Raw genomic sequence first — 24,454 nt, forward strand, 5'->3', positions numbered from 1 at the left:
CCGCGATGGCTACGCCCCTTCGCCTCCACGGCTACTGGCGAAGCTCCACCACGTACCGGCTGCGCATCGCGCTCAACCTCAAAGGGCTGAATCACGAGCTTGTCCCCGTGAACCTGCTCGCTGCCGAGCAGCGGAGCGAGAGCTACCGGACGCTCAACCCCTTCGCGGGCGTCCCTGTGCTGGAAGCGGACGGCCATGCGCGGGCACAGTCGATGGCCGTTCTCGAATGGCTGGACGAGCGCTACCCGCAGCGGCCCCTGCTGCCGTCGGACATCGAGGCGCGGTTCGTCGCCCGTGAACTCGGCATGGCCATCGCGACCGAACTCCACGCGCCGCTGAACCTGCCGGTGCTCCAATACCTCAAGCACGACCTCGGGCATTCGCAGGCGGAGGTGGACCGCTGGTATCATCGCTGGCTCGAAAAGACGCTGCAGGGTGTGGAGGCGCGGCTGAGCCAACGCGACACCGGCGATTTCCTGTTCGAGGCTCCCGGCTACTTCGAATGCGTCCTGCTGCCCCAGCTCTACAACGCGCGGCGCTTCGCCTTCGATCTTGGCGACTATCCCCGGATCACGCGGATCGAGGCCGCGTGCCGTGACCTGCCTGAATTCCTCGCCGCGCATCCGGATCACCAGCCCGAAGCCGCCGCGCCTCCGGCCTGATCCGGGAGAAAAGTCAGCTTGCCGTGTCGGCGAGCAGAAGATCGCGCAGGGCGGAAAGGCTGAGCAGGACCGTCGCCCCCGCCAGTGTCATCTCCTCCGTCGCGGGCAGAAGGTCGGGCACCATGACCGTTGCGATGCCCGCTGCGATTGCGGAGCGCACGCCGGCATAGCTGTCCTCGACCGCCACGCAGTCCGCCGGCGCCATGCCGAGACGCTCGGCCGCGAGCAGGTAAGGCTCCGGGTGCGGCTTGGGATGCGTCACGTCGCTGCGCGTGACGATCACGTCAAAGTAGTCCAGCAGCCCCGCCTTCTTCAGCCGCCGCTGCGCCAGAGTCCCCATCGTCGATGTGTTCAGCGCCAGCGGCACTCCGGCCTCGCGGAAATGGTCGAGGATCATGAGGGCGCCCGGGCGCAGCGGAATGCCTGCATCCACCGCCGCTTCGAACAGCACGCCGGCCTCGGCATAGAAGCGCGCGAGGGGGAACTCCGGACCGAGGCGTTCGGCCAGCATCCTCTCGTTCGCATCGCGATTGATGCCCACCATCGCGGAGAGAACGTCTTCCGAAAGCGGCCAGCCGATCTGTTCGGCCGTTTTCGCATAGATGCGGTGCTGAGTGGCTTCAGTGTCGATCAGCGTGCCGTCCATGTCGAAGATGACAGCGCGGATCGGATCGGGAAGTCGGGGGCGGGTAGAAATTTCCATGTCTTCGATATGTGGCGCCATGTCTCAAGAACCAATGCAAATGCGCGAAGAGCGCGTGCGAAAAGCGCTCAGAAGGCGGGACGGTCCAGTTCGTCTAACCCAAGTTCGGCGCAGAGTGCGGCCCGCGCGGCCAGGCAGTCTGCCCAAAGCGCCGGGCTGCCGATGTCTTCCACCGCAATCTGCTCCGGCCAGAGGCGGGCCACCAGCGCCTCGATGCGGTCGAGCCTGTCCGGCGTGGCGAGGAAGCGGGGGTCTATGGTCCCCGGGTCGGCTACCACCCGCAGGCGCAGGCAGGCCGGGCCGCCGCCGTTCGCCATGCTTTCGCGCAGATCGTGGACGAAGAGGTGGCGGATGGGGCCGTTGCCCGCCACGTGGGCCTCAAGCCAGCTCCAGACAGCGGGCGTCTCCTGCGCCTCGCCGGGGAGCACCAGCGCGGCCTCTCCGGATGGCAGCGTCACCAGCTGCGCGTTGAACAGGTAGGAGCGGATCGCGTCCGCGAGGCTGACCGCGCGGGCCGGGACCTCGACGATCTCGATCTCCGGCAGCTTGTCGCGCAGGCTGCCGTACAGGGCGTCACGCTCGGCAAATGCGAGTTCATGGGTGAACAGCACCCGTTCGTTGGCGACGGCCACGACATCGTTGTGAAAGGCGCCGGCGGCGATGGCTTCGTCCGACTGGCGAGCGAAGACCGTGCGTTCGGGGGTAAGGCCGTGCCGGCGGGCGACGGCCTCGCTCGCCTCCCGGTGCTGGCGCGCGGGGAAAGGACCGCCCGCGACGCCGTAGACGAAAACCTCGACGCCGGGCGCATCGTGATGCGCGCACAGGCGCATGTGATTGGCCGCGCCCTCGTCCCCGAACGGCGGGGGCACGGGTTCATGAACCGCGAAGTGCCGCTCGTCGGCGAAGGCGAGGCGAAGCTGCGCCAGCGTCTCTCGCCATTCGTGGCTGCGGTGCGGCATCGTCACAAGGTTGGCGACCGTCAGGTGGCACCGCCCGTCTGCGGTATCCGGGGCGGGAGAGACGGTGGCCGCGTTCGCCGCCCACATGGAGGACGCGGAGAAAGCGTTGGCCCGCAGGCCGGGGACGGCGTCCTCCATGGTGGTGCCGAGCCGGCGCAACCAAACCGCGTCCGGGCGGCGCTGCGGCAGGAAGAAACCCTGCACCAGACCGCGTTCCAGGTTCGCGCGCATCTTGGCGATGCCCTGCAGGGCGGCGGCGCGCGGGGCCGACACCTTGCCAAAGTTGCGCGTGGACGCGAGGTTGCCGAGGCTCAGCCCCGCGTAGTTGTGACTGGGGCCGACGATGCCGTCGAAATTGATCTCGGTGCGCATGGGATCCCTCAGGCCGGAGCGTAAGTGATGCTGTCGCCGGGGCTTACGCCCAGCAGCGTGGCGGCGGCCTCGTCCAGCGTGCCGTCCGCACCGACACAGCCGAGGCAGGCGCGGAAGTCGGCCAGCCGGCCCGAAGCGATCAGGTGCGTGGGCTCACTCTCCGGGGCGGGCAGCAGGCGGGTGACCTCTTGCGTGCGCGCCTCCTGCACCGTGCGGATCTGGTCCGTCCGCGCGATCATGGTCGGGCCACCGTCGAAGATGTCGATGTAGTTCTGGAAGGCGAACCCCTCGCTCTCCAGCATGCGCATCGCCGGGCGGCCGGAGTAGTGCGGCTGACCCATGACCTGCCGGGCGGCCTCGGAAAGCAGGGCGGTATAGATCGGGTGCTTGGGCATGAGATCGGCGATGAACTGGTTGCCGTGCCGCCCGTTGAACTCGTCCGCATCGCGGAAACTCATGTCGAAGAAGCGCCCGGCAAGCCCGTCCCAGAACGGCGAGTTGCCGGCGTCGTCGATCGCGCCGCGCAGTTCGGCCAGGGTGGTGTCGGCAAACCGCGCGCGATGCATGGCGATGAACAGGTAGCGGCTGCGCGCAAGCAGCTTGCCGACGCCCGCTGAACGCTCGGTGGCGTCGAGGTACAGCCCGCCCACTTCGCTGGCACCGTCAAGATCGGTGGAGAGCGTCAGCATCTCCGCTCGGAAGGTGCGGTCAAGCTCCTTGGAATGCTGGGTGATGCGGCCGATGCGGTAGGAATAGAACGGCAGCTCCGTGCCAACCTGCGAGAACGCCTGACAGGTGCCGCGCACCTTTCCGGCCCGTGTGTCCTCGAGGATGAACACGAACAGGTCGTTGCCGATCTCGCCGTCGTCGCGCGCGAAGCTGCGGGCGGCGCGTTCCAGCTTGCCCTTCAGCGTGGGCCGGTCCGGCGGCAGGTTGGTGAAGCCGCCGCCCGTGCCCTTGGCCATGCGGTAGAGCGCCTCGATGTCACCCTCGCGGGCGGTGCGCAGAAGAAAGGTCAAGCGTGTACTCCGTTCCGGTCGAGGCGATGCAGGACGAGGGCCGTGAGGCGGGCGCGCGCATCAAGCGAACTGGCGATCATGAACTCCTGCGGGGAATGAATCGCGCCGCCCAGCGCCCCCATCGTGTCCAGCACAGGGACCCCGCAGGCGGCGATGTTGTTGCCGTCGCACACGCCGCCGGTATCCTGCCAGCGCATCGGTTCGTCGCCCAGCTGGCCTAGGTCTGCGGCAGCCTTGCCGACGAGGGTGAACAGGGCCTCTGTCTGCGGCGTGATCGGCTTGGGCGGTCGCGAGATCTGGCCGTGGAGGTGGATCTGCACATCGTGCGTGACGCTTGCGTGCGCCACGGCTTCATCGACAAGAGCGCGGGCGATTTCGGCCAGTTCGGGAGAACGCGGGCGAAGGTTGAAGTGCAGGATCGCGAGGTCAGGCACCGTGTTGTTCGGCGCGCCGCCCTCGATACGGGCCGGGTTGATGGTGAGGCCCTCCCGTATCCCAGCAGCGAGCCGCAGGGCCAGCTCGCTCGCCGCGAGGATGGCGTTGCGGCCGTCCTGCGGGTTGCGCCCGGCATGCGCGGAGCGGCCGGTGATGACGGCGGCGTAATTGCCGGAACCGGGCCGCGCCCGGGCCATGGAGCCGTCCGGCAGCCCCGGCTCGTAAGTGAGCGCCGCCAGCTTGCTGTGCGCGCGCTGCGCGATCAACGCGGCGGAGGACAGCGAGCCTGTCTCCTCGTCGCTGTTGATGAGCACGTCGTAGCCGAGCGAGGGAGCTGTCTGCTCGTAGGCAACAAGCCCTGCCAGCATCAGTGAAAGACCACCTTTCATGTCCGCCGTCCCGGGACCGTTCAGCCGGTCTGCGTCGATCCAGCTGCAGGTCTGGAACGGGTGCTCGCGTGCATAGACCGTATCCATGTGCCCGGTGAGGAGGACACGGCGCTCCGCCTCCGGACGGACGGACAGGAGAAGATGGCGGCCGTGGCCCACCTCGCGAAGCTTGCCTTCCGCGTCGACCTTTTCGACAGGCGCGGGGTCCACGAGCCGGATGTCTCCGGGCAAGGCCGCGAAAGCTTCGGCGAGGCGATCGGCCATGGCGGCAAGTCCGGCCAGGTTGCCAGTGCCGCTGTTGATCGCAGCCCAGTCGAGTGTGCGATCGAGGATCGCTTCGCGCTCGATCGGCGCGAGCAGGTCCAGCTCCTCGACGGAGAGCGCGCTCACGGCTTCAGTCTGCCGCCGAGGGCGCCGGCGTTACCGGAGGCATCGGGTGCCTCGAAGCTGGCGACCGGGTACGCGCAGTAATCGGCGGCGTAGTAGGCGCTGGGACGGTGGTTGCCGCTCTCCCCCAGACCTCCGAACGGCATGGACCCGGCGGCGCCGGTAGTCGGCCGGTTGCGGTTGACGACGCCCGCCGGGCATTCGACGAGGAAGCGCTCCCACAGCGCATCGTCGCCGCTGATAAGCCCGGCGGAAAGGCCGAAGCGGGTGTTGTTCGCCGCCTCCATGGCGGCGGCGAAATCGGGCACGCGGCTGACCTGGAGGACGGGCGCGAAGATTTCCTCATCGGGCACGAACACGCCGGTCACGTCGAGCATTCCGGGCGTGACGAACGCGGCGGAACGGCCCTCGATCCCGGTGAAGGGACGGAGCACGCGGGCGCCGCGTCCGGCGAGATCGTCGAAGCAGGCCCGGGCGTTGGCTGCCGCGCCTTCGTGGATCAGGGGACCGATCCAGGGCTCGGGCGTCTCGTTCCACGCGCCGATGACGAGCCGGTCGGCAAGGGCGGCGACAGCCTGCACCAGCGCCTCGCCGAACGCGGTGTCGGGCACGATGAGGCGCCGGGCACAGGAACAGCGCTGGCCGGTGGTGATGAAGGCCGACTGCACGACAACCGAGGCGGCCTCCTCCACGTCGGCGGCGTCCCACGCGACGAGCGGGTTGTTGCCGCCGAGTTCAAGCGCGAGGATGACGTCGGGCCGATCCGCGAAGACGCGGCGGAAGTGCGCGCCCGCAGCTGCCGAGCCGGTGAACAGCAGGCCATCGATGTGGCCGCCGATCAGCGCCTCTCCGGTGGCACGGGCGCCCTGTATGCACTGGAAGACGTGGGGATGATCGACCAGCGCTTCGGCCCAGCAGTCGGCCATGGCGGCGCCCGTGGCCGGTGTCATTTCCGAAGGCTTGAACACCACCGTGTTGCCTGCCAGCAGGGCGGGGACGATGTGGCCGTTGGGCAGGTGGCCGGGGAAGTTGAACGGGCCGAGCACGGCCATCACGCCATGCGGCCGGTGGCGCAGCACCGCCTGGCCGAACGGCATGTCGCTGCGCTGTTCGCCGGCGCGCTCCGCCTGGGCCTTGATCGAGAGGCCCACCTTGCCGATCATGGACGCGACTTCGCCGCGCGCTTCCCAGAGCGGCTTGCCAGTCTCGCGCGCAATCGTCTGTGCAAGGGCGTCCTTGCGCTCCTCCAGCGTGGCGCGGTAGCGTTCGACCACTTCCACCCGCGCCGCGATGGGCAAGGCGCCCCACGCGGCAAAGGCCCGGCGGGCGCGCAGGAGGGCGGCCGCCACCGCGTTCGCGTCAGCGATCTCGCCCTCCCAGACCAGCGAACCGTCTGCGGGATCGAACGACTGGAGCGTGCTCATGCCTTGGCCCTCGTGACTGCAAAGATACCCGTCGCATTCCCGCTGTCGAACGTGAGATCGAGCAGGCCGGTGTCGGGATCGACATCGCGGGAGATGAATTCGTAGAACGAGCCCGGCACGTCGCGGACGGTCTCGCCGCCATCGGGCAGGCGGAACCGGCGCGCCACTTTATCGGCAAGGACGGCCGTCTGGCGCACCCGGCCGTTGCGGGAGACCTCGACAGTCGGCTTCAACGGGTAACCGTCCGCCTTCAGCGCCTCGGCATGGGCGTCCACGTCCGGCACGCGTGTGGTCGCGTGGTTGAAGGCGTTGCCCTCGGTGGCGATCCATCCGCCTTCGCGGCTATGTTCCAGGAGTCGTTCGTAATCGGCGAGCGCAGGCACTGGATGCTGCCGATCGAACGCGCGCATGGCACCGCGCAGGATCGTTTCCGCATCGCCCAGCGAACAGTCGCCGTCGCGACCGATGGCGTCGATCGCAGCCCATTCCGCTTCCCCCAGGGGATCGGCGGACTGTCCGAAGATCGCTTCGGCCGCGGTCTGCGCGGGGGCGGCCAGCTGGTCGACGTGCAGTTCCGAGACGAAGAACTGTGGGATGGAGGCGGGCAGATCGGCGTGTACGTAGGCCCGACCCGTCATCGTAAGCGCGGGCAGGGGGTAAAGCCCGCGCACTTCGTAGCCCAGCGGTTCGAGGAAGCGCCCGAAGGCACCGTGTCCGGGCGGCAGGGCCCCCGTGCTGCCGTCTATCGTGCGCAAGGCGCCGTGATCGAAGACGATCGGCTCGCCCGCCGCCCGCATTCGGCCGACATAGCGCGCCGCAGTCGGCACTCGCTGCAGCAGGTCGAGGAACAGCGCTGCGTTAAGGGCCATCGCCACCTGCGCCCGGCTTACCCGGCCCGGTCCCGCGCCTGGTATCGCAGAATCAATGGCAAGGGTGCGCACGACCCAGGCCGCCTGCTCCGGCCCGGCCAGGCAAGCGGTGAGGCGTTCGATCGTGGCGCGGGTGTCGTCGTCGCGCGGTGCAGGAGCCATGTGTCCCCTCTCTGTTCATTTATTGCTGTGAAGGGCAACATAGGAAACGGATCGGATGTTGTCCAATGCGATGGAACCGCCGCGAATCCCTGCTGTTTCAGTCAAAGGCCGTCGGCCGGAAGCACGCGCGGCGAAGGGCGTTCTCAGGGGAGCCGGTCTCCACAGAACCGTTCTTGGTAACATCCTGCCCTTTTTTACGCACTTGCGGGAAACCGAATCGGGACCGGGGAATTGTCCGTGCAACAGTTCATCCCTCGTTCACGGTGTTCGAATGGCTAACTTGCCGCTTTCTCAGGATTTCGAATTCGGCCGCGAGGTGGCGGAGGTCCACTCGATCTTCGAGGCGACCGGCGCAACGCCCAAGCGTGGCATGCGCCTCGCGCTCATTGGAAACTTCGCTCCGCGCAAGTGCGGCATAGCGACGTTCACGACCGACATCTTCGAGAAGCTCGGGGCCTACCACCCCGAGATTACGGTCGATGTTCACGCGCTTGACGATCCGCGCCGGCCCCTGAGCTACGAGGGCGTCGCGAGCACCATCGTCTGTGACGATCCCGAAGCTTATTCCCGCGCCGCGCGCCGCATCAACGAGGCTGGTGTCGATGCGGTCTGGCTCCAGCATGAGTACGGCATCTTCGGCGGCCCCGATGGCGAGATGGTCACCCACTTCGTGGACCGCCTCGCCGCGCCGCTGGTGCTGACCCTGCATACTGTCCTGAGCGAGCCGTCGGAGCGGCAGCGCGCGATCATGCGGCACCTCATCACCCGCGCCTCGCGGATCATGGTGATGTCCAGCCGCGCCCGCGATCTGCTGATCTCGCATTACGAGGCGGGCGCGGGCCTCATCGAAGTGATCGAGCATGGCGCTCCCGACCGTCCTTTCGGCCGGCAGGACGAGTTCAAGGCGCGCTTCGGGCTGGAAGGGCGCAAGGTTCTCATGAGCTTTGGCCTGATCGGTCCAGGCAAGGGCCTGGAGCACGCGATCCGGGCACTTCCGAAGATCGTCGCCCGCCACCCGGAGGTGCTTTATCGCATTGTCGGCGCCACTCACCCGAACCTGGTGGCTGCGGAAGGTGAAGCCTACCGCGAAAGCCTCGAAGCGCTGGCGCGCGAGCTTGGCGTCGCGGATCATGTTGGCTGGGAGAACCGGTTCCTCCAGACGGACGAACTGCTGGACCAGCTGGAAGCATCCGACATCTATCTCACGCCCTATCCGGGCCTGCAGCAGGCGACTTCGGGTACGTTGAGCTATGCCGTTGCCCTGGGCAAGGCGGTGATTTCCACCCCTTACGTCCATGCGCGCGAACTGCTGGCCAGCGACGCCGGCCTTCTGATCGAGCCGAACTCCAGCGACACGATCGCGCAGGCTGTCATTACCCTGCTCGATGATCCGGAAGCGATGACGGCGATGCAGCGCCGCGCCTATGCGCGGGGCCGCGAAACGATCTGGCCGCGGTTCGCCAGCGCGTCGGCCCAGCTGGTGACCAAGGCCGTGGCACCTGAACCGGTCGTGCCGCCGGTGACGGCAATCCCCGGGTTGTCCGCCGTGCTGGCGATGAGCGATGCCACGGGCATGCTCCAGCATTCCGTGGGTGTCGTGCCGGATCGCCGCCACGGCTACTGCCTGGACGACAACGCGCGTGCGCTCATGCTGATGAACGTGGCCGAGGGCATCTCGGTTGGCGAGAGGATGAAGTGGAGCCTGGCCTACGCCGCTTTCATCCAGTCCGCGTGGAATCCGGACCTGAAGCGCTTCCGCAACTTCATGCGTTTCGACCGCAGCTGGTGCGAGGACGAGGGGTCGGAAGATTCGAACGGCCGCGCGGTCTGGGCTCTCGGGCAAACGATCGAGCTGTCCCGCGACCGCGGCCTCGCGGATTGGGCGCAGGGCCTGTACGACGATGTCATTCAGGCTGTCGGTGCCCTCGGTTCCCCCCGCGCCACCGCCTTCGCCATGCTGGGCGCCTGCGCGGTGTTGCGCCGCGACCCGGCCCATGCCGCATCGCGCGCGCTGGTTGAACGCGGCGGCGACTTCCTGATGCGCCTTCTGGGTGAAGGGCGCCGTCCCGACTGGGCCTGGTTCGAGGCCGTGCTCGGCTACGACAACCCGCGCCTGTCCCAGGCGCTGATCGAAGCGGGCATTGCCATGGAGCAGGAGCACTGGATCGGTGCAGGACTTGAAACCCTGCAGTGGATCTGTGCGCAGCAGGTCTCGGCAAGAGGCCAGTTCCGCCCGATCGGATCGGAAAGCTTCCACAAGGCGCACAGCTACCTGCCGTTCGACCAGCAGCCGCTTGAGGCGCAGGCGGCGGTGGAAGCAGCCCGCACCGCCTGGCGCGCGACTGGCGGCGCCTTCTGGCGCAAGCATGCGATGATCGCCTGGCGCTGGTTCTTCGGCGGCAACGATCGGGGGGTCGTGCTCGCCGACCTCGCCACGGGCCGCTGCCGCGACGGCGTGACCCCGCGTGGCGCCAACACGAATTGTGGCGCGGAATCGATCCTGGCCTTCCAGTTGTCGCATTATGCGCTCATGGAACTGGTCACGTCATCGACGCCCCGCCCAGGGGAAGGAGGACTGTTTGAACCGGCCCGAAAACGCCTGGTCTGAACCGCTACGCATATTCGACACGCGCCTGCACGCTGACCCCTCACGAGTGGTCATCCGCCCGTTCCACCTGGGCTGGCAGGCAAAGAACGCCCGTGACGGTCGCGCCATGCGGCTGGTCCTGGACGTGGCGGCGCTCAGTGAGGAGCGTGCGCGGCTCGAGTATGCGCGTGTCCTTGCCGACTTCAAGGAGAGACACTGGCAGACGGAGTGCATCTTTGCCGAACGCTTCAAGGAAGTGGCGGCAAATCTCGCGCTCGATCCGGCAGACTACTCGGAGACGAAGCAGCGGCTGATCGGTTCGTACTTCTGCCACGAATACACGTTCGCGGCGGCGGCACTGATGAATCCCTCGATCGTCCCTTCGCCGGACCAGTCCGGTCTGCAGGACGATTGCGTGCGCTTCATCATGTCGCTGCGGGCAGTGGGCGAGGGGCACATCAGTTCCATCGCTTTTCGCGAAGGTATCGCGGAGTGCGACGGCGATTTCCGCCTCTGGCCCCAAGCCGCCTTCGCGACGTCGGTCGAGTTGGACGAGGAGGAACTGGTTGACGCCGATTGCTGCGTATCGGTGCATCGCCATGCGGACTCCAGTCTATCGAACACCGTCATCTTCCCCATCACCGAGCAGCAGCGCGGCGGACTGGAAGACCTGCGGCTGGTGCGCTTCGACCATGGCGGGGGCGATTACGAGTGGGTCGGCACGTACACCGCCTATTCCGGCAGTTCGATCCGTTCCGAACTCCTGCGCACGCGGGATTTCCGCCGCTTCGATCTGGAGCCGATCCTCGGCAAGGCGGGACGCAACAAGGGCATGGCCCTGTTTCCGGAGAAGATCGACGGGCGCTACACCATGGTCGGGCGGCAGGACGGCAAGAACCTGTTCCTCCTGCGTTCGGACCAGCTCAACGTCTGGGATGACGACGGCATCCTGCTGATGGAGCCCAAATTTCCCTGGGAATTCATCCAGATCGGCAACTGCGGCAGCCCGATCCTGATCGATGAGGGCTGGCTCCTGTTCACGCACGGCGTGGGGGCGATGCGCAAGTATTCGCTGGGATGCGCCCTGCTGGACCGGGACGACCCGAGCAAGGTCCTGGCCCGCACCACCGAACCTGTGCTCACGGCTGAGAATGCCGACAGGTCCGGCTATGTGCCCAACGTGATCTATACGTGCGGCGCGCTGAAGGTGGGTGAGCGGCTGCTGATCCCCTATGGCATTTCCGATAGTACCGTGGGCTTTGCAACCTGCGAGATCGACGGCCTGCTGGGCCTTATGGAGTGATCCCGATGCTGGAGCGGCTTGGCCTGGACCTGCCCCTGATACAGGCCCCGATGGCAGGCACGAGCACGCCGCTTCTGGCGGCCGAAGTCTCCAACGCGGGAGCGCTCGGTTCAATCGCCCTGGGGGCAAGCAACGCGGCCGATGCCCGTGTAGCCATCGACGAACTGCGGGCCCGTACCACGCGGCCCTTCAACCTCAACCTCTTCGTCCATCAGGCTCCGGTGGCGGATCCCGAACGGGAGGCGGGCTGGCTGGACTGGCTGCGCTCCCTCTTCGTGGAATTCGGGGTCGAGCCGCCCGCCGCCCTGCAGTCGCCCTACGCGAGTCTGGCCGAAGATGCCGAACTGCTGGCTCTCGTCGTCGAGGCGGCGCCCGCCGTGGCCAGCTTCCATTTCGGCCTGCCGGACGCGGAGGCTGTGTCCGCCCTGCACGAACGCGGCGTGCTCCTCCTCGCCACCGCCACCAACCTTGCCGAGGCACGGGCGATCGAGGCGGCGGGGCTGGACGGAATCATCGCGCAGGGTATCGAGGCGGGCGGCCACCGTGGCATGTTCGATCCCGCGGCAACAGACCCGCAGCTCGGCACCGTGGCGCTGACGCGGCTGCTTGTCCGTGAAACCGGGCTTCCCGTCATCGCGGCGGGCGGGATCATGGACGGTGCGGGCATCGCGGCGGCACTGGACCTGGGCGCGGCTGCCGCACAACTCGGCACCGCCTTCGTCGCCTGTCCGGAATCGGCTGCCGACGAATCGTACCGCGCGGCCCTGATGGGGCCGGGCGCTTACGAGACGACACTGACGCAGCTTGTCTCCGGCCGACCCGCCCGGGCGCTGGCAAACCGCTTCACCGCGCTTTCCGCGCAGGTGGGGGAGCGGCGGCCACCGGACTATCCCATCGCCTACGATGCGGGCAAGGCGCTCAACGCCGCCGCCAAGGCGAAAGGCGAGCATGGTTTCGGCGCGCACTGGGCCGGACAGGGTGCGCCGCTGGCCCGCGCCATGCCCGCCGCCCAGCTCGTGGCGACCCTCAGCGCCGAACTGCACGCCGCCCGCCGCTGACGGACCCAAAGCCCCCGCGCGACAGGCTGCGCCGCCAACTCAGCCGTGAGCGCCGAATTCGTTCGCGAGCGCCGTGGTGATCCGCAGGGACAGCGCATAGGACCGCGCTATGGGATCGATGAAGTCCTTGTGGATCTGTGCGTACCCCGTCGCGCTTGAATCCGGGTAGTCGCTCGGCGCGTCCACCGCGAAATCGTTGATCGATGGGAAATGCACCGGAAAGGCGCGGCGCAGTTGCGCCAGCCCGTCCTCCACCCGCAGGGTGAAGAACATCTCCAGCACGTCCTCCCGGCTGATGTCGTTGGCGCGGCTGAACTGTGGCACCATGACCGCGCGCAGGAACATGTGCTGGAACAGCGCGATCCGCAGCGCCTGCAACACGCCGAGCGACCGGCGCGTGTGCTCCCGGTCCTTCAGGGGTGCTTCGTCCGGGATGAGTTCGAGCAGCCGGTGCAGCTTCAAGGCATCGACGCGAAGCCTTGAGGCGAGGCGGCGGTAGACCCCGGTCCGGTCGTCCTTGGTGAGGTATTCGGCCAGCTTGAGGCAGGCGTCGGCGATGGTCTCCTCCCCACCGCGATAGGGGCGGCTGGCCCAGTATGCCGAATTGAACAGCTCGCCATAGGCCGAGACAGTCTTGATCGAGGCGAGGGCGTTGGCGGCGCGGGCAAGGCGCACGATCTGCCGCCCGCGCGCGCTTTCCCGCAGCAGCGCCGCGATTTCCTCGCGGTTGCCGTCCGCCGCCGTGCCGATGCCGGCAATGACGTTCACGGGGTAGCCAAGCTGCTGGAGGATGGCGTTGTGCGGAATGGCGCGGATCTGCCTCAGGCTCATCGTGCGGTCGGACGCGAGATCCGACTGGCGCCGCGACTTGCGGCTGCCGGTGTCGTTGAGCAGGCCCAGGCCGAACGCGGTTATTGCGCGGCTGTAAGTCGCGCTTTCAAGATGCTGGTGCTGGACCGCGCGGATGGCGCGGTAGAAATCGAGGCTGAGATCGGTGCGGCGGTAGAACAGGTCCGTGGGTGCATCGACATCCGCTTCCCACAGCGGGCGTTCGGCCATGCGGGTGAGCGTTGCCAGCGCAAGTTCGTCCGAGCCGAACCAAAGGTAGCCGTCGCCACCCTGGAAGCTGACTTCCGGCTCCAGCCGGATGCCTGCGCGCAGGAAGCGCCGGCGAGCCCATGGCGACATCTGCCAGTGGAACCGGTCGTCGATGCTGGAGGGATGGCAGCCGCGCCCCATCGATTCGCCGCCGGTGTTGAAGATCAGCGCGGCCACGTCCGACAGGCCGTTGGCGGCCATGGCTTCGGAGAGGCGGCCCTGCAGACGCTCGATCGCGAGCGCGGCGGGCACCTGGCCGACGAACCGGCCGGCGTCGGAAAAGCCGGTCTGGATCGAGACGCGGCCTCGCTTGCGCGCATAGTCACGATAGGCCGGTTCGGCCAGCACGGCGTCGAGGAAGCGGCCGCCGTGTTCCAGCGCACTTTCCGTTTCGAACAGCGGCGACACATCGACCTTGTCGTCGATCCCGAACATGCGGGCGAAGTAGAGCGCGGCGAGCACCGTCGTCGGTTCTTCGCACTCGGCCACGAGCATCCGTATCGGCGCATCGCCGTCGATATGGCCAAGGATCTGGGCCATCGCCAGGAACTGGCGCACGGCGGTCGAATTCTCGATCGCGAGCGCGGCGAAGTTGGAGCGGAGCGGCTTCACTTCGGCAAGCAGTTCACGCATCCGCACCAGCGCCGCTTGGCTGGCGAGGCTGAGCTTGCCGTCCGGATCGATGCGGCGGCGGATCGCGTTCTGAAGCTGGGAGGCGTTCACGCGGAAGTGAATCCAGCCCATGCCAAGACCATCGGCCCGCATTGCGGCGGCGGTGACGAGGAGGGCGCGGGCCTGCGCCTGATCGGCGTGGCGCGCCTCTTCCTCAAGCCGGGCGATGATGGGTTCGAGACTGACGATCTTGTCCGCGTGATCGGCGGTCAGGCCGTTCGCGGCGGCGGACAGCGCGTCGGGATCGGTGAGATCCTGGCTGAAGGCACTTGCCAGCTCGGCCGTGTGGGCGTGGGCACGCGCAAGCTGCTGCGCGATGTCGGGCGCGGCCTTGTCCAGCGCCGTGGCATAGCCTTCGAGGCGCTGGGCCTTCTCTTCCAGCCGGTAGCGGATCGAGGTGGACCACGAGATGTCCGTGCGCCCGTCCATGTCGTAGCCGACCCAATGCGCGAACCGCACAGGCATCGGGCTGAGGCCCTTCCACCGCTTCGGCCAGCGCGCGGCGGCCTTGTCGAGCAGGCGGGCGTTCATCCGGTCACGCGCCTTCTGGCCTCGTGCGAGGGCGGCCATGGCGGCGGCGTGCTCGTAGTCGAGGGTGATCGTGTCACGCCCGGAAGAGGCCGCGCAGACCGAGGCGTCACTGAAGTCTCCGCTGGAGGCAGAGACCGCCACCGCCTCGCTCTGTGCGGCGCTGAGCAGGAAGGTGGGGTGCGCGGTAAAGACGACATGCGCCGCTGGGCGCTGCCACCGGGCAGCGAAGGCGTTGAAATCGTCGTCGTCCCCGGCCTCGTCGGCCAGTTGGTCCAGCGCCCTGTCGTTTTCCCCAAGAGGCAGGGTGCCGAGAATCCGATCAAGCCGGGCGGCCCGGGCGCGCAGCCCCTCGCACTCCATCTCGGCGACAAGCGCTTCGATGTCGTCAAGCGCCATGCTGCCGTCTTCCAGCAACCGCGACAGTTCCAGGCCAAGCTGGAACACCGGGTTGAACAGCGGGCTGGTGGCGGTGAGCTTGTGCAGTTCCTGCAGGCGCGCCGTCAGCTGGTCCACCGTGCGCAGCGCCGGCTGCCCCCCGGCGCCCATCAGCGCGCGAGCCCCGCAGCAGCGCGAGCGGCGGCCTCGATCTGCGCCACGTCCGGCTTGCCCTTGGGCACCATCCAGCTTCCGCCGACGCAGATTACGGCATCGAGCGCCAGCCATTCCGGCGCGTTCTGCGGCGTGACGCCACCCGTCGGGCAGAATTTCGCGGCGGCGAGGGGAGCGGAAATGGCCTTGAGCGCCGACGGGCCTCCCGCTGCCATGGCGGGGAAGAACTTCAGCCGGTCGAACCCGCATTCGAGCGCGAACATGATGTCGCTGGCGTTAGCGGTGCCCGGCAGGAAAGGGATCTTGGACTTGTAGGCGGCTTCGGCGAGGTTCGGCGTCAGGCCGGGGGAGACGATGAACTCGGCTCCGGCGTCGACCGAGCGCTTGAGGTCGTCCGGCGTGAGAACGGTGCCAGCGCCGACGACGGCGCCCGGTACCTGCTTCATTACCCGTATGGCCTCAAGCGCGCAGTCTGTGCGCAGCGTCACTTCCAGCGCGGGCAGCCCCCCGGCGACAAGCGCTTCGGCGATCGGCCGTGCATGCTCGATATCCTCGATCACCAGCACCGGGATGACCGGGGCGAGGCGCATGACCTTTTCGACGGCTTCGGATTGCGTGGTCATTACTGAAGATGCTCCCTGGCGAAGGCGGCCGCAGCGCCGAAGAGGCCCGGCTGCGGATGAGTGATGAGCTTGACGGGCATCCTGGCCATCAGGCCGGCAAAGCGACCCTTGGCGCGGAAACGCTCGGCGAAACCGGACGAGCAGATCGTCTCGCGGATGCGGTAGCCAAGCCCGCCGGCGATGACGACGCCGCTGGCGCCATGGGCGAGGGCGTAGTCGCCCGCCGCCGCGCCGAGAGCGAGGCAGAAACGGTCCACCGCCGCGGCGGCAAGGCTGTCCTCGCCCGACGTGCCGGCGGTCCAGATCTCGACGTCGCTCTTCTCGTAGATTGCCTTGTGCTCCATGGCGGCGAGCGTCTCGTAGATGTCGACGATGGCCGGGCCGGAGACCACGCGCTCCACCGATACGCGGTTGTGGCGCTTTCTCAGCCGGGCGAGGATGGCATCCTCGATGACATCGAGTGGCGCGTAGTCGATGTGCCCGCCCTCGGTCGCCTGGACGTGATAGCCGCCCCGACCGTCGCGGTAGAGATGCGCCACTCCAAGGCCCGTGCCGGGGCCGAGCACGCTCAGTGTACCGGTTGCGGGCAGCGCGCCTTCGGGTCCGGTGAGGTGGAGGAAGTCGCCCTCATCCGCCGTGGCAACGGCGTGGCCGACCGCCTCGAAGTCGTTGACGACGGTTTGACGCCTGGGGCCGAGCATCTCCTGGATCCGTGCCGGGCGCAGGATCCAGGGGTTGTTGGTGAAGCGGATCACTTCATCGCCGACCGGGCCGGCAACCGACATGGCGACCGCCTCAGGAAGGGTGCCCCCCTGGAGATCCCGGAAGGCCTGCCAGGCCAGCTGGAAACTGCCATGGTCCTTGGTGTGCAGCGTCGCAGGCTCGGCCAGCGTGATCTGCCCATCGTTGGCAATGGTCGCGATGGCGAAACGTGCGTGCGTGCCGCCGATATCGACGGTGACGATCTCAGTGCTCACAGGCCGGCGACCTCCAGCATGGAGGACCCGCCGTGCTCGGCGCTGGAGGCGTTGAGGCGGAACATGGCGAAGAGCTCGCGCCCGGTGCCGAACGCGGGAGGCGGCGGCGGTGCGGGGTCGCGCGTGGACAGGTCGGCGGTGGTGGAAAGGGTGCCGTCCTCGGCCGAGAGACGGACGATGTCGCCGTCGCGCAGGTAGGCGAGCGGCCCGTTGGCGAGCGCCTCTGGCGTTACGTGGATGGCGGCGGGTACCTTGCCGGACGCGCCCGACATGCGCCCGTCCGTGACGAGCGCGACCTTGTGGCCCCGGTCCTGCAACACGCCCAGCGGCGGCGTCAGCTTGTGCAGTTCGGGCATCCCATTGGCGCGCGGGCCCTGGAAGCGGACGACCACCACGACGTCGCGATCAAGCTCGCCCGCCTTGAAAGCCTTGGCGACGCCTTCCTGATCGTCGAAGACGCGGCAGGGCGCTTCTATGGTCCAACGTTCCTTGTCGACCGCGCTGGTCTTGAAGGTGCTGCGGCCGAGATTGCCCTGGACCAGGCGCATGCCGCCGTCCGGCAGGAACGGAGCGGAAACCGGCCGTAGCATCGTGTCGTCGCCGCTGACGGCCGGGGCCGGCGTCCACGCGAGTTCGCCGTCGACCAGCACGGGTTCATCGGCGTAGGCGCTCATGCCGCCTTCTGCCACGGTCAGGATGTCGGCATGGGCCAGGCCCGCGCCAAGCAGTTCGCGCACGACCCAGGCCATGCCGCCCGCCGCGTGGAAGTGGTTCACGTCACCCGCGCCGTTCGGATAGGCGCGAGTGATGAGCGGCACCACGGCAGACAGTTCGTCGAAATCCTCCCAGGTGATCTGGATACCGCCTGCCCGCGCCATCGCGGGCAGGTGGATGGCATGATTCGTGGAGCCGCCGGTGGCAAGAAGGCCGGCGATGGCGTTCACGATCGCCTTTTCGTCCACCACCCTCGCCATCGGGCGGTAGTCCTCACCCTTGCGGGTGATGGCGGCGAGCCGCTGCGTGGCGGCGCGGGTGAGCGCGGTGCGCAGCGGCGTGTTGGGCGGGACGAAGGCGGCGTTGGGTATGTGCAGGCCCATCATCTCCATCATCATCTGGTTGGAGTTGGCGGTGCCATAGAAGGTGCAGGTTCCGGGCGAGTGATAGCTCGCGCTTTCGCTTGCCAGCAGTTCCTCGCGGCCGACCTTGCCCTCCGCGTAGAGCTGGCGGACCTTCTGCTTTTCCTTGTTGGAGATGCCGGTCGGCATCGGACCGCCCGGAACGAAGATCGCCGGTAAATGGCCGAAGCGCAGCGCACCGATGACGAGGCCGGGCACGATCTTGTCGCAGATGCCGAGCAGCGCCATGCCGTCGAACATCGCGTGGCTGAGCGCGACGGAGGTGGACAGCGCGATGACGTCGCGGCTGAACAGCGACAGTTCCATCCCGTCGAAGCCCTGCGTGACGCCGTCACACATGGCCGGGACGCCGCCAGCCACCTGTGCGGTCGCGCCGACTTCCCGGGCGAAGAGCTTCATCTGTTCAGGGTAGCGGCCGTAAGGCTGATGCGCGCTCAACATGTCGTTGTAGGCGGTGACGATGCCGATGTTCACCGCGCGGGTGCCGGCGATCGTCGCCTTGTCCTCGCCAGCGGCTGCGAAGCCATGGGCAAGATTGGAGCAGGAAAGAAAGCTGCGATCGGAGTGCCGGTCGGTCTCGCGGGCGATCATGTCGAGATAGCGCGAGCGGCTGTCCCTGGATCGTTCGATGATGCGGTCGGTGACGCGCGCGACCACCGGGTGGAGGTTGGTCATGGTCTGCTCCTGATCATTCGCGACATCCGGCTTTGCTCCCGTCCCGCCTCTGCAGGGGGATGGTAACCGGTGTCAATCGCTATATTGTGCCCTATGCGGGCTTGGCACATGCAAAACTGGACATGGGCACGAACGGTCACTCGTGCCAGGTCACTCCATCGCGTTCGGCAAGGGCAATCGCAGCCGACGGGCCCCAGCTTCCCGCAGTGTAAGTTCTGGGCTCCTGCTGGTGTTCCTCCCAGCCGGCGCGAATTGCATCGATCCATTCCCACTGCGCTTCCACTTCGTCCCGGCGGACGAAGAGGGTCTGGTCGCCCTCGATCAGGTCGAGCAGCAGCCGTTCGTAGGCGATGCGGCGCTGGCGATCGGCGAAGGCGTCAGGCGTGAGGATGGCGAGCGGCGTGGAGCGCAGGCCGTAGCCGTTGCGGTCCAGCCCGGGCACCTTCGTCATTAGCGAAAGGGTGATGTTCTCTTCCGGCTGGATCCCGATGACGAGCCGGTTTGGCACGGTCTTGGCGCCGCGCCCGTTGAAGATCGAGTGCGGAACCTTCCGGAACTGAACGACGATCTCCGTGGAGCGCTTGGGCAGGCGCTTGCCGGTGCGCATGTAGAACGGCACGCCTTGCCAGCGCCAGTTGTCGATGAAGGCCTTGATGGCGACGAAGGTTTCCGTGCTGGAATCCTTGCCCAGTTCCTCGTCGTAGCCGGGCACGGCCTGCCCCGTGATCGCGCCCGCGCGGTACTGGCCCGTCACGGTTTCTTCCGGGCGGACCTTGCGCAGCGAGTGAAGGACCTTGACCTTCTCGTTGCGGATGCTGGTCGCATTGTACGAGACGGGCGGCTCCATGGCGACAAGCGCGAGGAGCTGCAGCATGTGGTTCTGGACCATATCGCGCAGGGCGCCGCTGTCATCGTAGTAGGCGACACGCGATTCCAGGCCCACCGTTTCGGAAACGGTGATCTGCACATGATCGATATGCGCGGCGTTCCACAGCGGTTCGAACATGAGGTTGGCGAAGCGCAGCGCCAGGAGGTTCTGGACCGTTTCCTTGCCGAGGTAATGGTCGATGCGGAAGATCCGCTCCTCAGGGAAGGCGTGGGCGACGGCGTCGTTGATGACCTTGCTGGAGGCAAGGTCCACGCCGAGCGGTTTTTCCAGCCCGATGCGGACTTTTTCCCCGGTCAGCCCGCTTTTTTCGAGGCCCTGGATGGTGGGCTCGAACAGGCTCGGCGCGGTGGAAAGGAAGATCGACAATCCCTCCCGGGGCGTGCCGACCTTCTGTGCGAGAGCCTTGAAGCTGTCGGCGTCGTTCGCGTCGAGCGGCTGGTACGTCAACCGGTTCAGGAACTGAGCCATGCTGCCGCGCCGGCTGGCGGGCAGGAACTGCTCAAGCGCTTCACGCGCGAAGTTGCGGAAGCCCTGATCGTCGAAATCGGAACGGGCGGTGCCGATAATCTCGACGTCCTGGCCCAGGAGCCCTTCGGCGTCCAGGGCACAGAGCGAGGGGAGGAGCATTCTGCGCGAAAGATCGCCGGTTGCGCCAAAAAGGAGCAGGCGATCGGAAGTGAATTGCGTCACGGTTGCCTTTCCATCGGTCGGCTGCGCTCCTCCTCACAGCCGTGATGCATATACCCAGAGGTTCGGTGGTATTCGTCCACTAGTGCACGCGACCCACGCTGTTTTCACATAACAAACCCCCGGCGCCAAGGCTAGGTTGCTTGGATGCGGATGCAATGATTTTGCCGCCGCCGTGCCGCCAGACGTGGCTGCCGAGCGTCTTTTCGCTCCGCGTGAATACGAATGTTGCAACACCAGTGTCGCTGAAGCATGTCACGCGACGCGCAGCCACCACGGCAACGCGCAGAGCGAGAGAGAACCGATGAACAGCGAGGGCGTGCACCTCCTCGAACACCTGCAGACCCCGGCGATGATGATCGCGCGTGGGCAGGTGCGCTTCGCCAACGCGGCGGCGCAGTCTCTGCTGGGCGCGCATATCGTGGGGCAGGACGTGCGGATCGCCATACGCGAACCGCGCGCCGTGGCCACGATCCTGAGCCAGGAGGGCGGTCGCGCACAGGTGAAGGGGCTCTCCACCGGCGGGTCGATGTGGGAGGTCGACTGCAAGATCATCGGCCCCCACGAACGTCTCGTGAGCCTATACGATCTGTCCGAGCGCATCAGCGTGGCCAAGTCCCACGCCGATTTCGTCGCCAATGCCAGCCATGAGCTGCGCACGCCGCTCGCCAGCGTGATCGGCTATTGCGAGACGCTGATGAACCCCAAGGCCGGCAATGACGAGGCGCTGCGCAACCGCTTCCTCGGCACGATCCGCCACGAGGCGCAGCGGATGCAGTCGCTGATCTCCGATCTCATGTCGCTGTCGCGGATCGAGGCGGTCAAGCACGAGGTGCCGTCCGACACCGTCGATATGGTCGCCCTGGCGCACGAGGTGGCCGGCGAATTCCGCGACGGCGCGAAAGTGGCGGTGCGGGAGAACTGCCGGGAGGCGCTGGTGGCGGGGGACCGGGGGCAGCTGTCCCAGGTGCTGCGCAACCTCATCGACAATTCCCGCAAGTACGCGCGGCCGGACGGCCCGGTCGAAGTCGCGGTCGAAGCCGCGAGCACCGGCTGGGTGCTCGTCACCGTGCGGGACGAGGGCGAGGGCATCCCGCCCGAACACCTCCCGCGCGTGACGGAGCGGTTCTATCGGGCGGACACCAGCCGCAGCCGCGCCGTCGGCGGTACGGGGCTGGGTCTGTCCATCGTCAAGCACATCGTCGAGCGCCATCGCGGGCGCTTCGACCTGGAAAGCCGGCCGGGCCGGGGCACTACCGCCTCGCTGATGCTGCCCCTGCGCAAGGACTGATCCGCCCCCGCAGCCCGTATCAGAAGTCCAGTTCGAAGCGGGTGCCGATCACGTTCGCGTCATAGCTGCGATCGCCGGAAGGCAGCGCACGTGCGCCGGTATACTGCAGCAGGGCATAGTTCAGGTTGAAGCGCAGGTATTGGATCGGCGACCAGATGAGCGCCACGATGTAGCCGTTCTGCGTGCCTCCGCGAATGTCCCGGTCGTTCAGGTCCAGCCAGTCGTAGCGCAGGTTGACCTGGATCGCGCCGGGACCGCCCTCGTCCAGCGGCCGGGCGGGGTCGTTGCCGGCGAAGATGCCGCCCTTGTATCCGCGGGTATCGCCCTTGGTGAGGAAGTAGCCGACTTCGGCATAGGCACCCTGGAAGGATACAGAGGGCAGGCCGACGCGGCTGGCGGTGAGGTTGTAGAATTCCGCGGCTCCGTGCCAGCGGCCTGCGATGGCGGCGAGTTCCGCGCCGTACATCGTCTCGCGGCTGACATTCATCTCGGGCGTCCCGATCAGGCGGGTGTTGGTGGAGTGGGCGTAGGGCCGCTGGCGGTAGCGGGTGGTCGCATCGGCGAGGCGACCAAGCCGCCGCCAATGCGCCGAGCCGCCCACGTGGACCTGGATGTCGCCGATCTTCGGCGCGTAGACGAGGCGTCCGTCGATCGAGTAGCTGTTGTTCTCGTCGCCGCCTTCCGGGCCGTCGCTGCTGTTGGCGAGAGCGCCGATGTCGTCAGCAAAGACGCCCAGCTGCGCCAGCCACGCACCCTTGCCGTACTGCGCGCCGATGCCGAGCCGGCGCTCGAAGTTGAAGGCGTCGGTGAAGGCCGCGCGCTCCATGACGCTGCCGGTGGTGTCCCCGGTGAGTTCGTCGAGCGACCAGAAGGCGTTCTGGTTGCCCAGCTGGACCTGCCAGGGCCCGTCCTTGAAGGTCACGAAGGTGTCGACCAGATCGACGGCGTTGTCCGACAGTTCCAGTTCCAGCTTGTAGGAGAACTGGCTGGAAAGCTTGCCTTCGCCGCCCAGGCGGATGCGGCGCATCTCAGTACTGAAGCCAAGGCCCTGATCGTCAAGGCTGTCCGGCGCGGAGACATAATTGGCGTCGGCCTGGATGCGTCCCTTGACCTTGAAAGCCTTGTCGCCCTGCGTGAAGTTGGGGCTGCCCTTCCAGGCGATCGCCGTCTCTTCCTTCGCGGTCTTTCCTCCGCCGGCCGCTGCTCCGGTTCCTACTTCGGAAGAGGCGAGCGGGGGGGCGGGGGACGACGGGTCCGGCGGGGTCGTATCGTCGGCCGGTGCGGCTGCGGCCTGTGCCGGAGCTGCACTGCCCAGACGGCTTTCCAGCGCTTCGAGTCGTGCCCGCAGAGCGCGGACCTCCGCGCGCAGGGCGTCCGCCTCCTGCGCTCCCATCGGCTGTCCGGAAGACGATTGCTCCGCTGGCGACTGGGCGTAGGCGGGCAGCCCCATGAAGGTGGCTGCTACGGCAGCTCCGGCAACGATAGTGCGCATGGGTCGGAAAGTCTCTCGCAACGGCTCGGATGTCTCGCGAGGGGCTACTATGACCTGAAAATGACGATGAAATGACACTTTCGAGACTTCCTTCTCTCCCCGGCCGTCGGGTGCAGAGCTTGTGCCTACAGCGAGGCCGGGCCGAAGGGAAACATTTCGGAAGCAAATCCGAAACACTGTGAACGCGGTGAAACCGCCCCTTTTCAGAAGCAGCTCCTCGTCGCAGTCGCTGCAAGCACGCTTGCCATCGTTTCTGCCCGCACGTACACCCGGCGTCCTACGCATGTCCCTGTCGGGTAGGGGAAACCCGCCCAGGCAGGATCTTACGGCCCGCGTTCGGCTGTCCCGGCGCGGGATTATTTGCGGGGTGCCCCGGCAATGTCACGCCTTCGTCATGGAAGTGTCATCGAAGCCTAATAGGGGCCCTCCCAAGATAAAAGCCCAAGGGGTTTGCCAATGCGTTCGTTCAAGACCTTCATCTTCGCCGCTGTCTCCGTCGGCGCACTCAGTGCCTGCGGTGGTTCGGGTGGATCCTCCGCAGCGTCGCGCGACTTCGTGCGGGCCGTCGGCTCGTCGACCGTATACCCCTTCGCCACCGCCGTTTCGGAAAGCTATGCGCGGGCATCGGGCGGCAAGTCCCCGGTCATCGAGGCGACGGGCACGGGCGCGGGCATGAAGCTGTTTTGCGCGGGCGTCGGCGCCCAGCATCCGGACATCGAAAACGCATCCCGCCGGATGAAGAAGTCCGAGTACGAGGAGTGCCAGAAGAACGGCGTCAAGGAGATCGTCGAGATCCAGGTCGGCATCGACGGCATCGCCTTTGCCGAATCGAAGAAGGGTCCGGGCTTCAAGCTGACCCCTCTGGACGTCTACAAGGCGATCGCGGCCACACCGTTCGGGAAGCCGAACACCGCCAAGACCTGGAAGGACGTCAACCCGTCGCTGCCGGCCGAGCCGATCCTCGTCTACGGCCCGCCCTCGACCTCCGGCACGCGTGACGCCCTCAAGGAACTGATCCTCGAAGCCGGCTGCAAAACCGATGACGCCACCAAGGCGCTGAAGGACACGGACAAGAACCGCTACGAGGCGACCTGCCACAACATCCGCGAGGACGGCGCCTACGTGGACGCCGGTGAGAACGACAACCTGATTGTCCAGAAGATCTCGCAGAACCCCAAGGCGATCGGCGTGTTCGGCTTCTCCTTCCTCGAAGAGAACCCGGACAGCCTGAAGGGCATCCCCATGTCCGACATCATGCCGACCTACGCGTCCATCTCGGACTTCTCGTATCCGGGTGCCCGTCCGCTCTACATCTACGTGAAGAAGCAGCACCTCGGCCCGATCAAGAGCCTGCAGGGCTATGTCGCCGAGTGGGCGAAGTCCTGGGATCCGGACGGGCTGCTCCAGAAGAAGGGCATGGTCATCTCGCCGGCGGACGTGCGCGCGAAGAACGCGCAGGTCGTGGCCACCATGGCGGTGCTCGAGCCGGCAGGGCTGAAGTAACC

Annotated in this window: 18 protein-coding genes; 6 read left to right on the forward strand and 12 right to left on the reverse strand. The window is 67.1% G+C overall.

Annotation, left to right across the window (positions count from 1 at the left end):
• Positions 1 to 5 precede the first annotated feature (5 nt).
• Positions 6 to 662, forward strand: coding sequence for a maleylacetoacetate isomerase (maiA, locus tag QOL62_RS00085; RefSeq protein ID WP_283404748.1), 657 nt, complete (start codon positions 6 to 8; stop codon positions 660 to 662).
• A 13-nt stretch (positions 663 to 675) separates the two neighbouring features.
• Here the strand turns inward: maiA and QOL62_RS00090 are convergent, their stop codons facing one another.
• The 6 genes from QOL62_RS00090 to QOL62_RS00115 form a co-directional block, all read right to left on the reverse strand.
• A complete protein-coding gene (locus tag QOL62_RS00090; protein ID WP_283404749.1) occupies positions 676 to 1,365 on the reverse strand; it encodes an HAD family hydrolase in 690 nt (229 codons plus the stop codon).
• 68 nt (positions 1,366 to 1,433) lie between these two features.
• The gene (locus QOL62_RS00095; protein WP_283404750.1) at positions 1,434 to 2,696 is read right to left on the reverse strand and encodes an N-succinylarginine dihydrolase; all 1,263 of its coding nucleotides are present in this window, start codon (positions 2,694 to 2,696) and stop codon (positions 1,434 to 1,436) included.
• 8 nt (positions 2,697 to 2,704) lie between these two features.
• Positions 2,705 to 3,715: an arginine N-succinyltransferase gene (locus tag QOL62_RS00100; RefSeq protein ID WP_283404751.1), complete on the reverse strand. Its 1,011-nt coding sequence runs from the start codon at positions 3,713 to 3,715 to the stop codon at positions 2,705 to 2,707.
• A complete protein-coding gene (locus QOL62_RS00105) occupies positions 3,712 to 4,929 on the reverse strand; it encodes a hydrolase (RefSeq protein ID WP_283404752.1) in 1,218 nt (405 codons plus the stop codon). Before QOL62_RS00105 ends, QOL62_RS00100 begins: the two co-directional genes overlap by 4 nt.
• The gene (gene astD, locus QOL62_RS00110; protein ID WP_283404753.1) at positions 4,926 to 6,350 is read right to left on the reverse strand and encodes a succinylglutamate-semialdehyde dehydrogenase; all 1,425 of its coding nucleotides are present in this window, start codon (positions 6,348 to 6,350) and stop codon (positions 4,926 to 4,928) included. The genes QOL62_RS00105 and astD overlap by 4 nt, the downstream gene beginning before the upstream one ends.
• Positions 6,347 to 7,381, reverse strand: a complete 1,035-nt coding sequence (locus tag QOL62_RS00115; protein WP_283404754.1) for a 2-oxoadipate dioxygenase/decarboxylase family protein — start codon at positions 7,379 to 7,381, stop codon at positions 6,347 to 6,349. Before QOL62_RS00115 ends, astD begins: the two co-directional genes overlap by 4 nt.
• 271 nt (positions 7,382 to 7,652) lie before the next feature.
• On the opposite strand from QOL62_RS00115, the gene QOL62_RS00120 reads away from it, so the two are divergent.
• From QOL62_RS00120 to QOL62_RS00130, 3 genes are read left to right on the forward strand one after another with little or no spacing between them, the layout of a single operon-like run.
• Positions 7,653 to 9,989, forward strand: a complete 2,337-nt coding sequence (locus tag QOL62_RS00120; RefSeq protein ID WP_283404755.1) for a glycosyltransferase family 4 protein — start codon at positions 7,653 to 7,655, stop codon at positions 9,987 to 9,989.
• Positions 9,961 to 11,271, forward strand: coding sequence for a glycoside hydrolase family 130 protein (locus tag QOL62_RS00125; protein WP_233203775.1), 1,311 nt, complete (start codon positions 9,961 to 9,963; stop codon positions 11,269 to 11,271). The genes QOL62_RS00120 and QOL62_RS00125 overlap by 29 nt, the downstream gene beginning before the upstream one ends.
• The gene (locus tag QOL62_RS00130) at positions 11,271 to 12,329 is read left to right on the forward strand and encodes an NAD(P)H-dependent flavin oxidoreductase (protein WP_283405105.1); all 1,059 of its coding nucleotides are present in this window, start codon (positions 11,271 to 11,273) and stop codon (positions 12,327 to 12,329) included. The genes QOL62_RS00125 and QOL62_RS00130 overlap by 1 nt, the downstream gene beginning before the upstream one ends.
• A gap of 39 nt (positions 12,330 to 12,368) precedes the next feature.
• Here the strand turns inward: QOL62_RS00130 and QOL62_RS00135 are convergent, their stop codons facing one another.
• From QOL62_RS00135 to zwf, 5 genes are all read right to left on the reverse strand, one after another.
• Positions 12,369 to 15,176 (reverse strand): phosphoenolpyruvate carboxylase, encoded by a 2,808-nt coding sequence (locus QOL62_RS00135; protein WP_283404756.1) that lies wholly within the window; start codon positions 15,174 to 15,176, stop codon positions 12,369 to 12,371.
• Positions 15,176 to 15,802 carry a bifunctional 4-hydroxy-2-oxoglutarate aldolase/2-dehydro-3-deoxy-phosphogluconate aldolase gene (gene eda, locus QOL62_RS00140; protein ID WP_103728211.1) on the reverse strand — a complete coding sequence of 209 codons (627 nt, stop codon included), beginning with the start codon at positions 15,800 to 15,802 and terminating at the stop codon, positions 15,176 to 15,178. The genes QOL62_RS00135 and eda overlap by 1 nt, the downstream gene beginning before the upstream one ends.
• Entirely contained in the window at positions 15,802 to 16,779 is a 978-nt protein-coding gene (locus QOL62_RS00145) for a glucokinase (protein ID WP_283404757.1), read from the reverse strand. Before QOL62_RS00145 ends, eda begins: the two co-directional genes overlap by 1 nt.
• The gene (gene edd / locus QOL62_RS00150) at positions 16,776 to 18,590 is read right to left on the reverse strand and encodes a phosphogluconate dehydratase (protein ID WP_283404758.1); all 1,815 of its coding nucleotides are present in this window, start codon (positions 18,588 to 18,590) and stop codon (positions 16,776 to 16,778) included. Before edd ends, QOL62_RS00145 begins: the two co-directional genes overlap by 4 nt.
• 136 nt (positions 18,591 to 18,726) lie before the next feature.
• Complete coding sequence (gene zwf, locus QOL62_RS00155) at positions 18,727 to 20,169, reverse strand: glucose-6-phosphate dehydrogenase (RefSeq protein WP_103728214.1); 1,443 nt, start codon at positions 20,167 to 20,169, stop codon at positions 18,727 to 18,729.
• Between the two features lie 301 nt (positions 20,170 to 20,470).
• Here zwf and QOL62_RS00160 point away from each other — a divergent pair, with 301 nt between their 5' ends.
• Entirely contained in the window at positions 20,471 to 21,457 is a 987-nt protein-coding gene (locus QOL62_RS00160; RefSeq protein ID WP_379502047.1) for a sensor histidine kinase, read from the forward strand.
• A gap of 19 nt (positions 21,458 to 21,476) precedes the next feature.
• Here the strand turns inward: QOL62_RS00160 and QOL62_RS00165 are convergent, their stop codons facing one another.
• A complete protein-coding gene (locus QOL62_RS00165; RefSeq protein WP_283404760.1) occupies positions 21,477 to 22,949 on the reverse strand; it encodes an OprO/OprP family phosphate-selective porin in 1,473 nt (490 codons plus the stop codon).
• Positions 22,950 to 23,405: 456 nt separating this feature from the next.
• Between QOL62_RS00165 and QOL62_RS00170 the strand changes: the two genes are divergently transcribed.
• Entirely contained in the window at positions 23,406 to 24,452 is a 1,047-nt protein-coding gene (locus tag QOL62_RS00170) for a substrate-binding domain-containing protein (RefSeq protein ID WP_283404761.1), read from the forward strand.
• The last annotated feature ends 2 nt before the right edge of the window (positions 24,453 to 24,454 follow it).

Origin of the sequence: Novosphingobium panipatense (genome assembly GCF_900182875.1) — a bacterium.
GTDB classification, from domain to species: domain Bacteria; phylum Pseudomonadota; class Alphaproteobacteria; order Sphingomonadales; family Sphingomonadaceae; genus Novosphingobium; species Novosphingobium panipatense.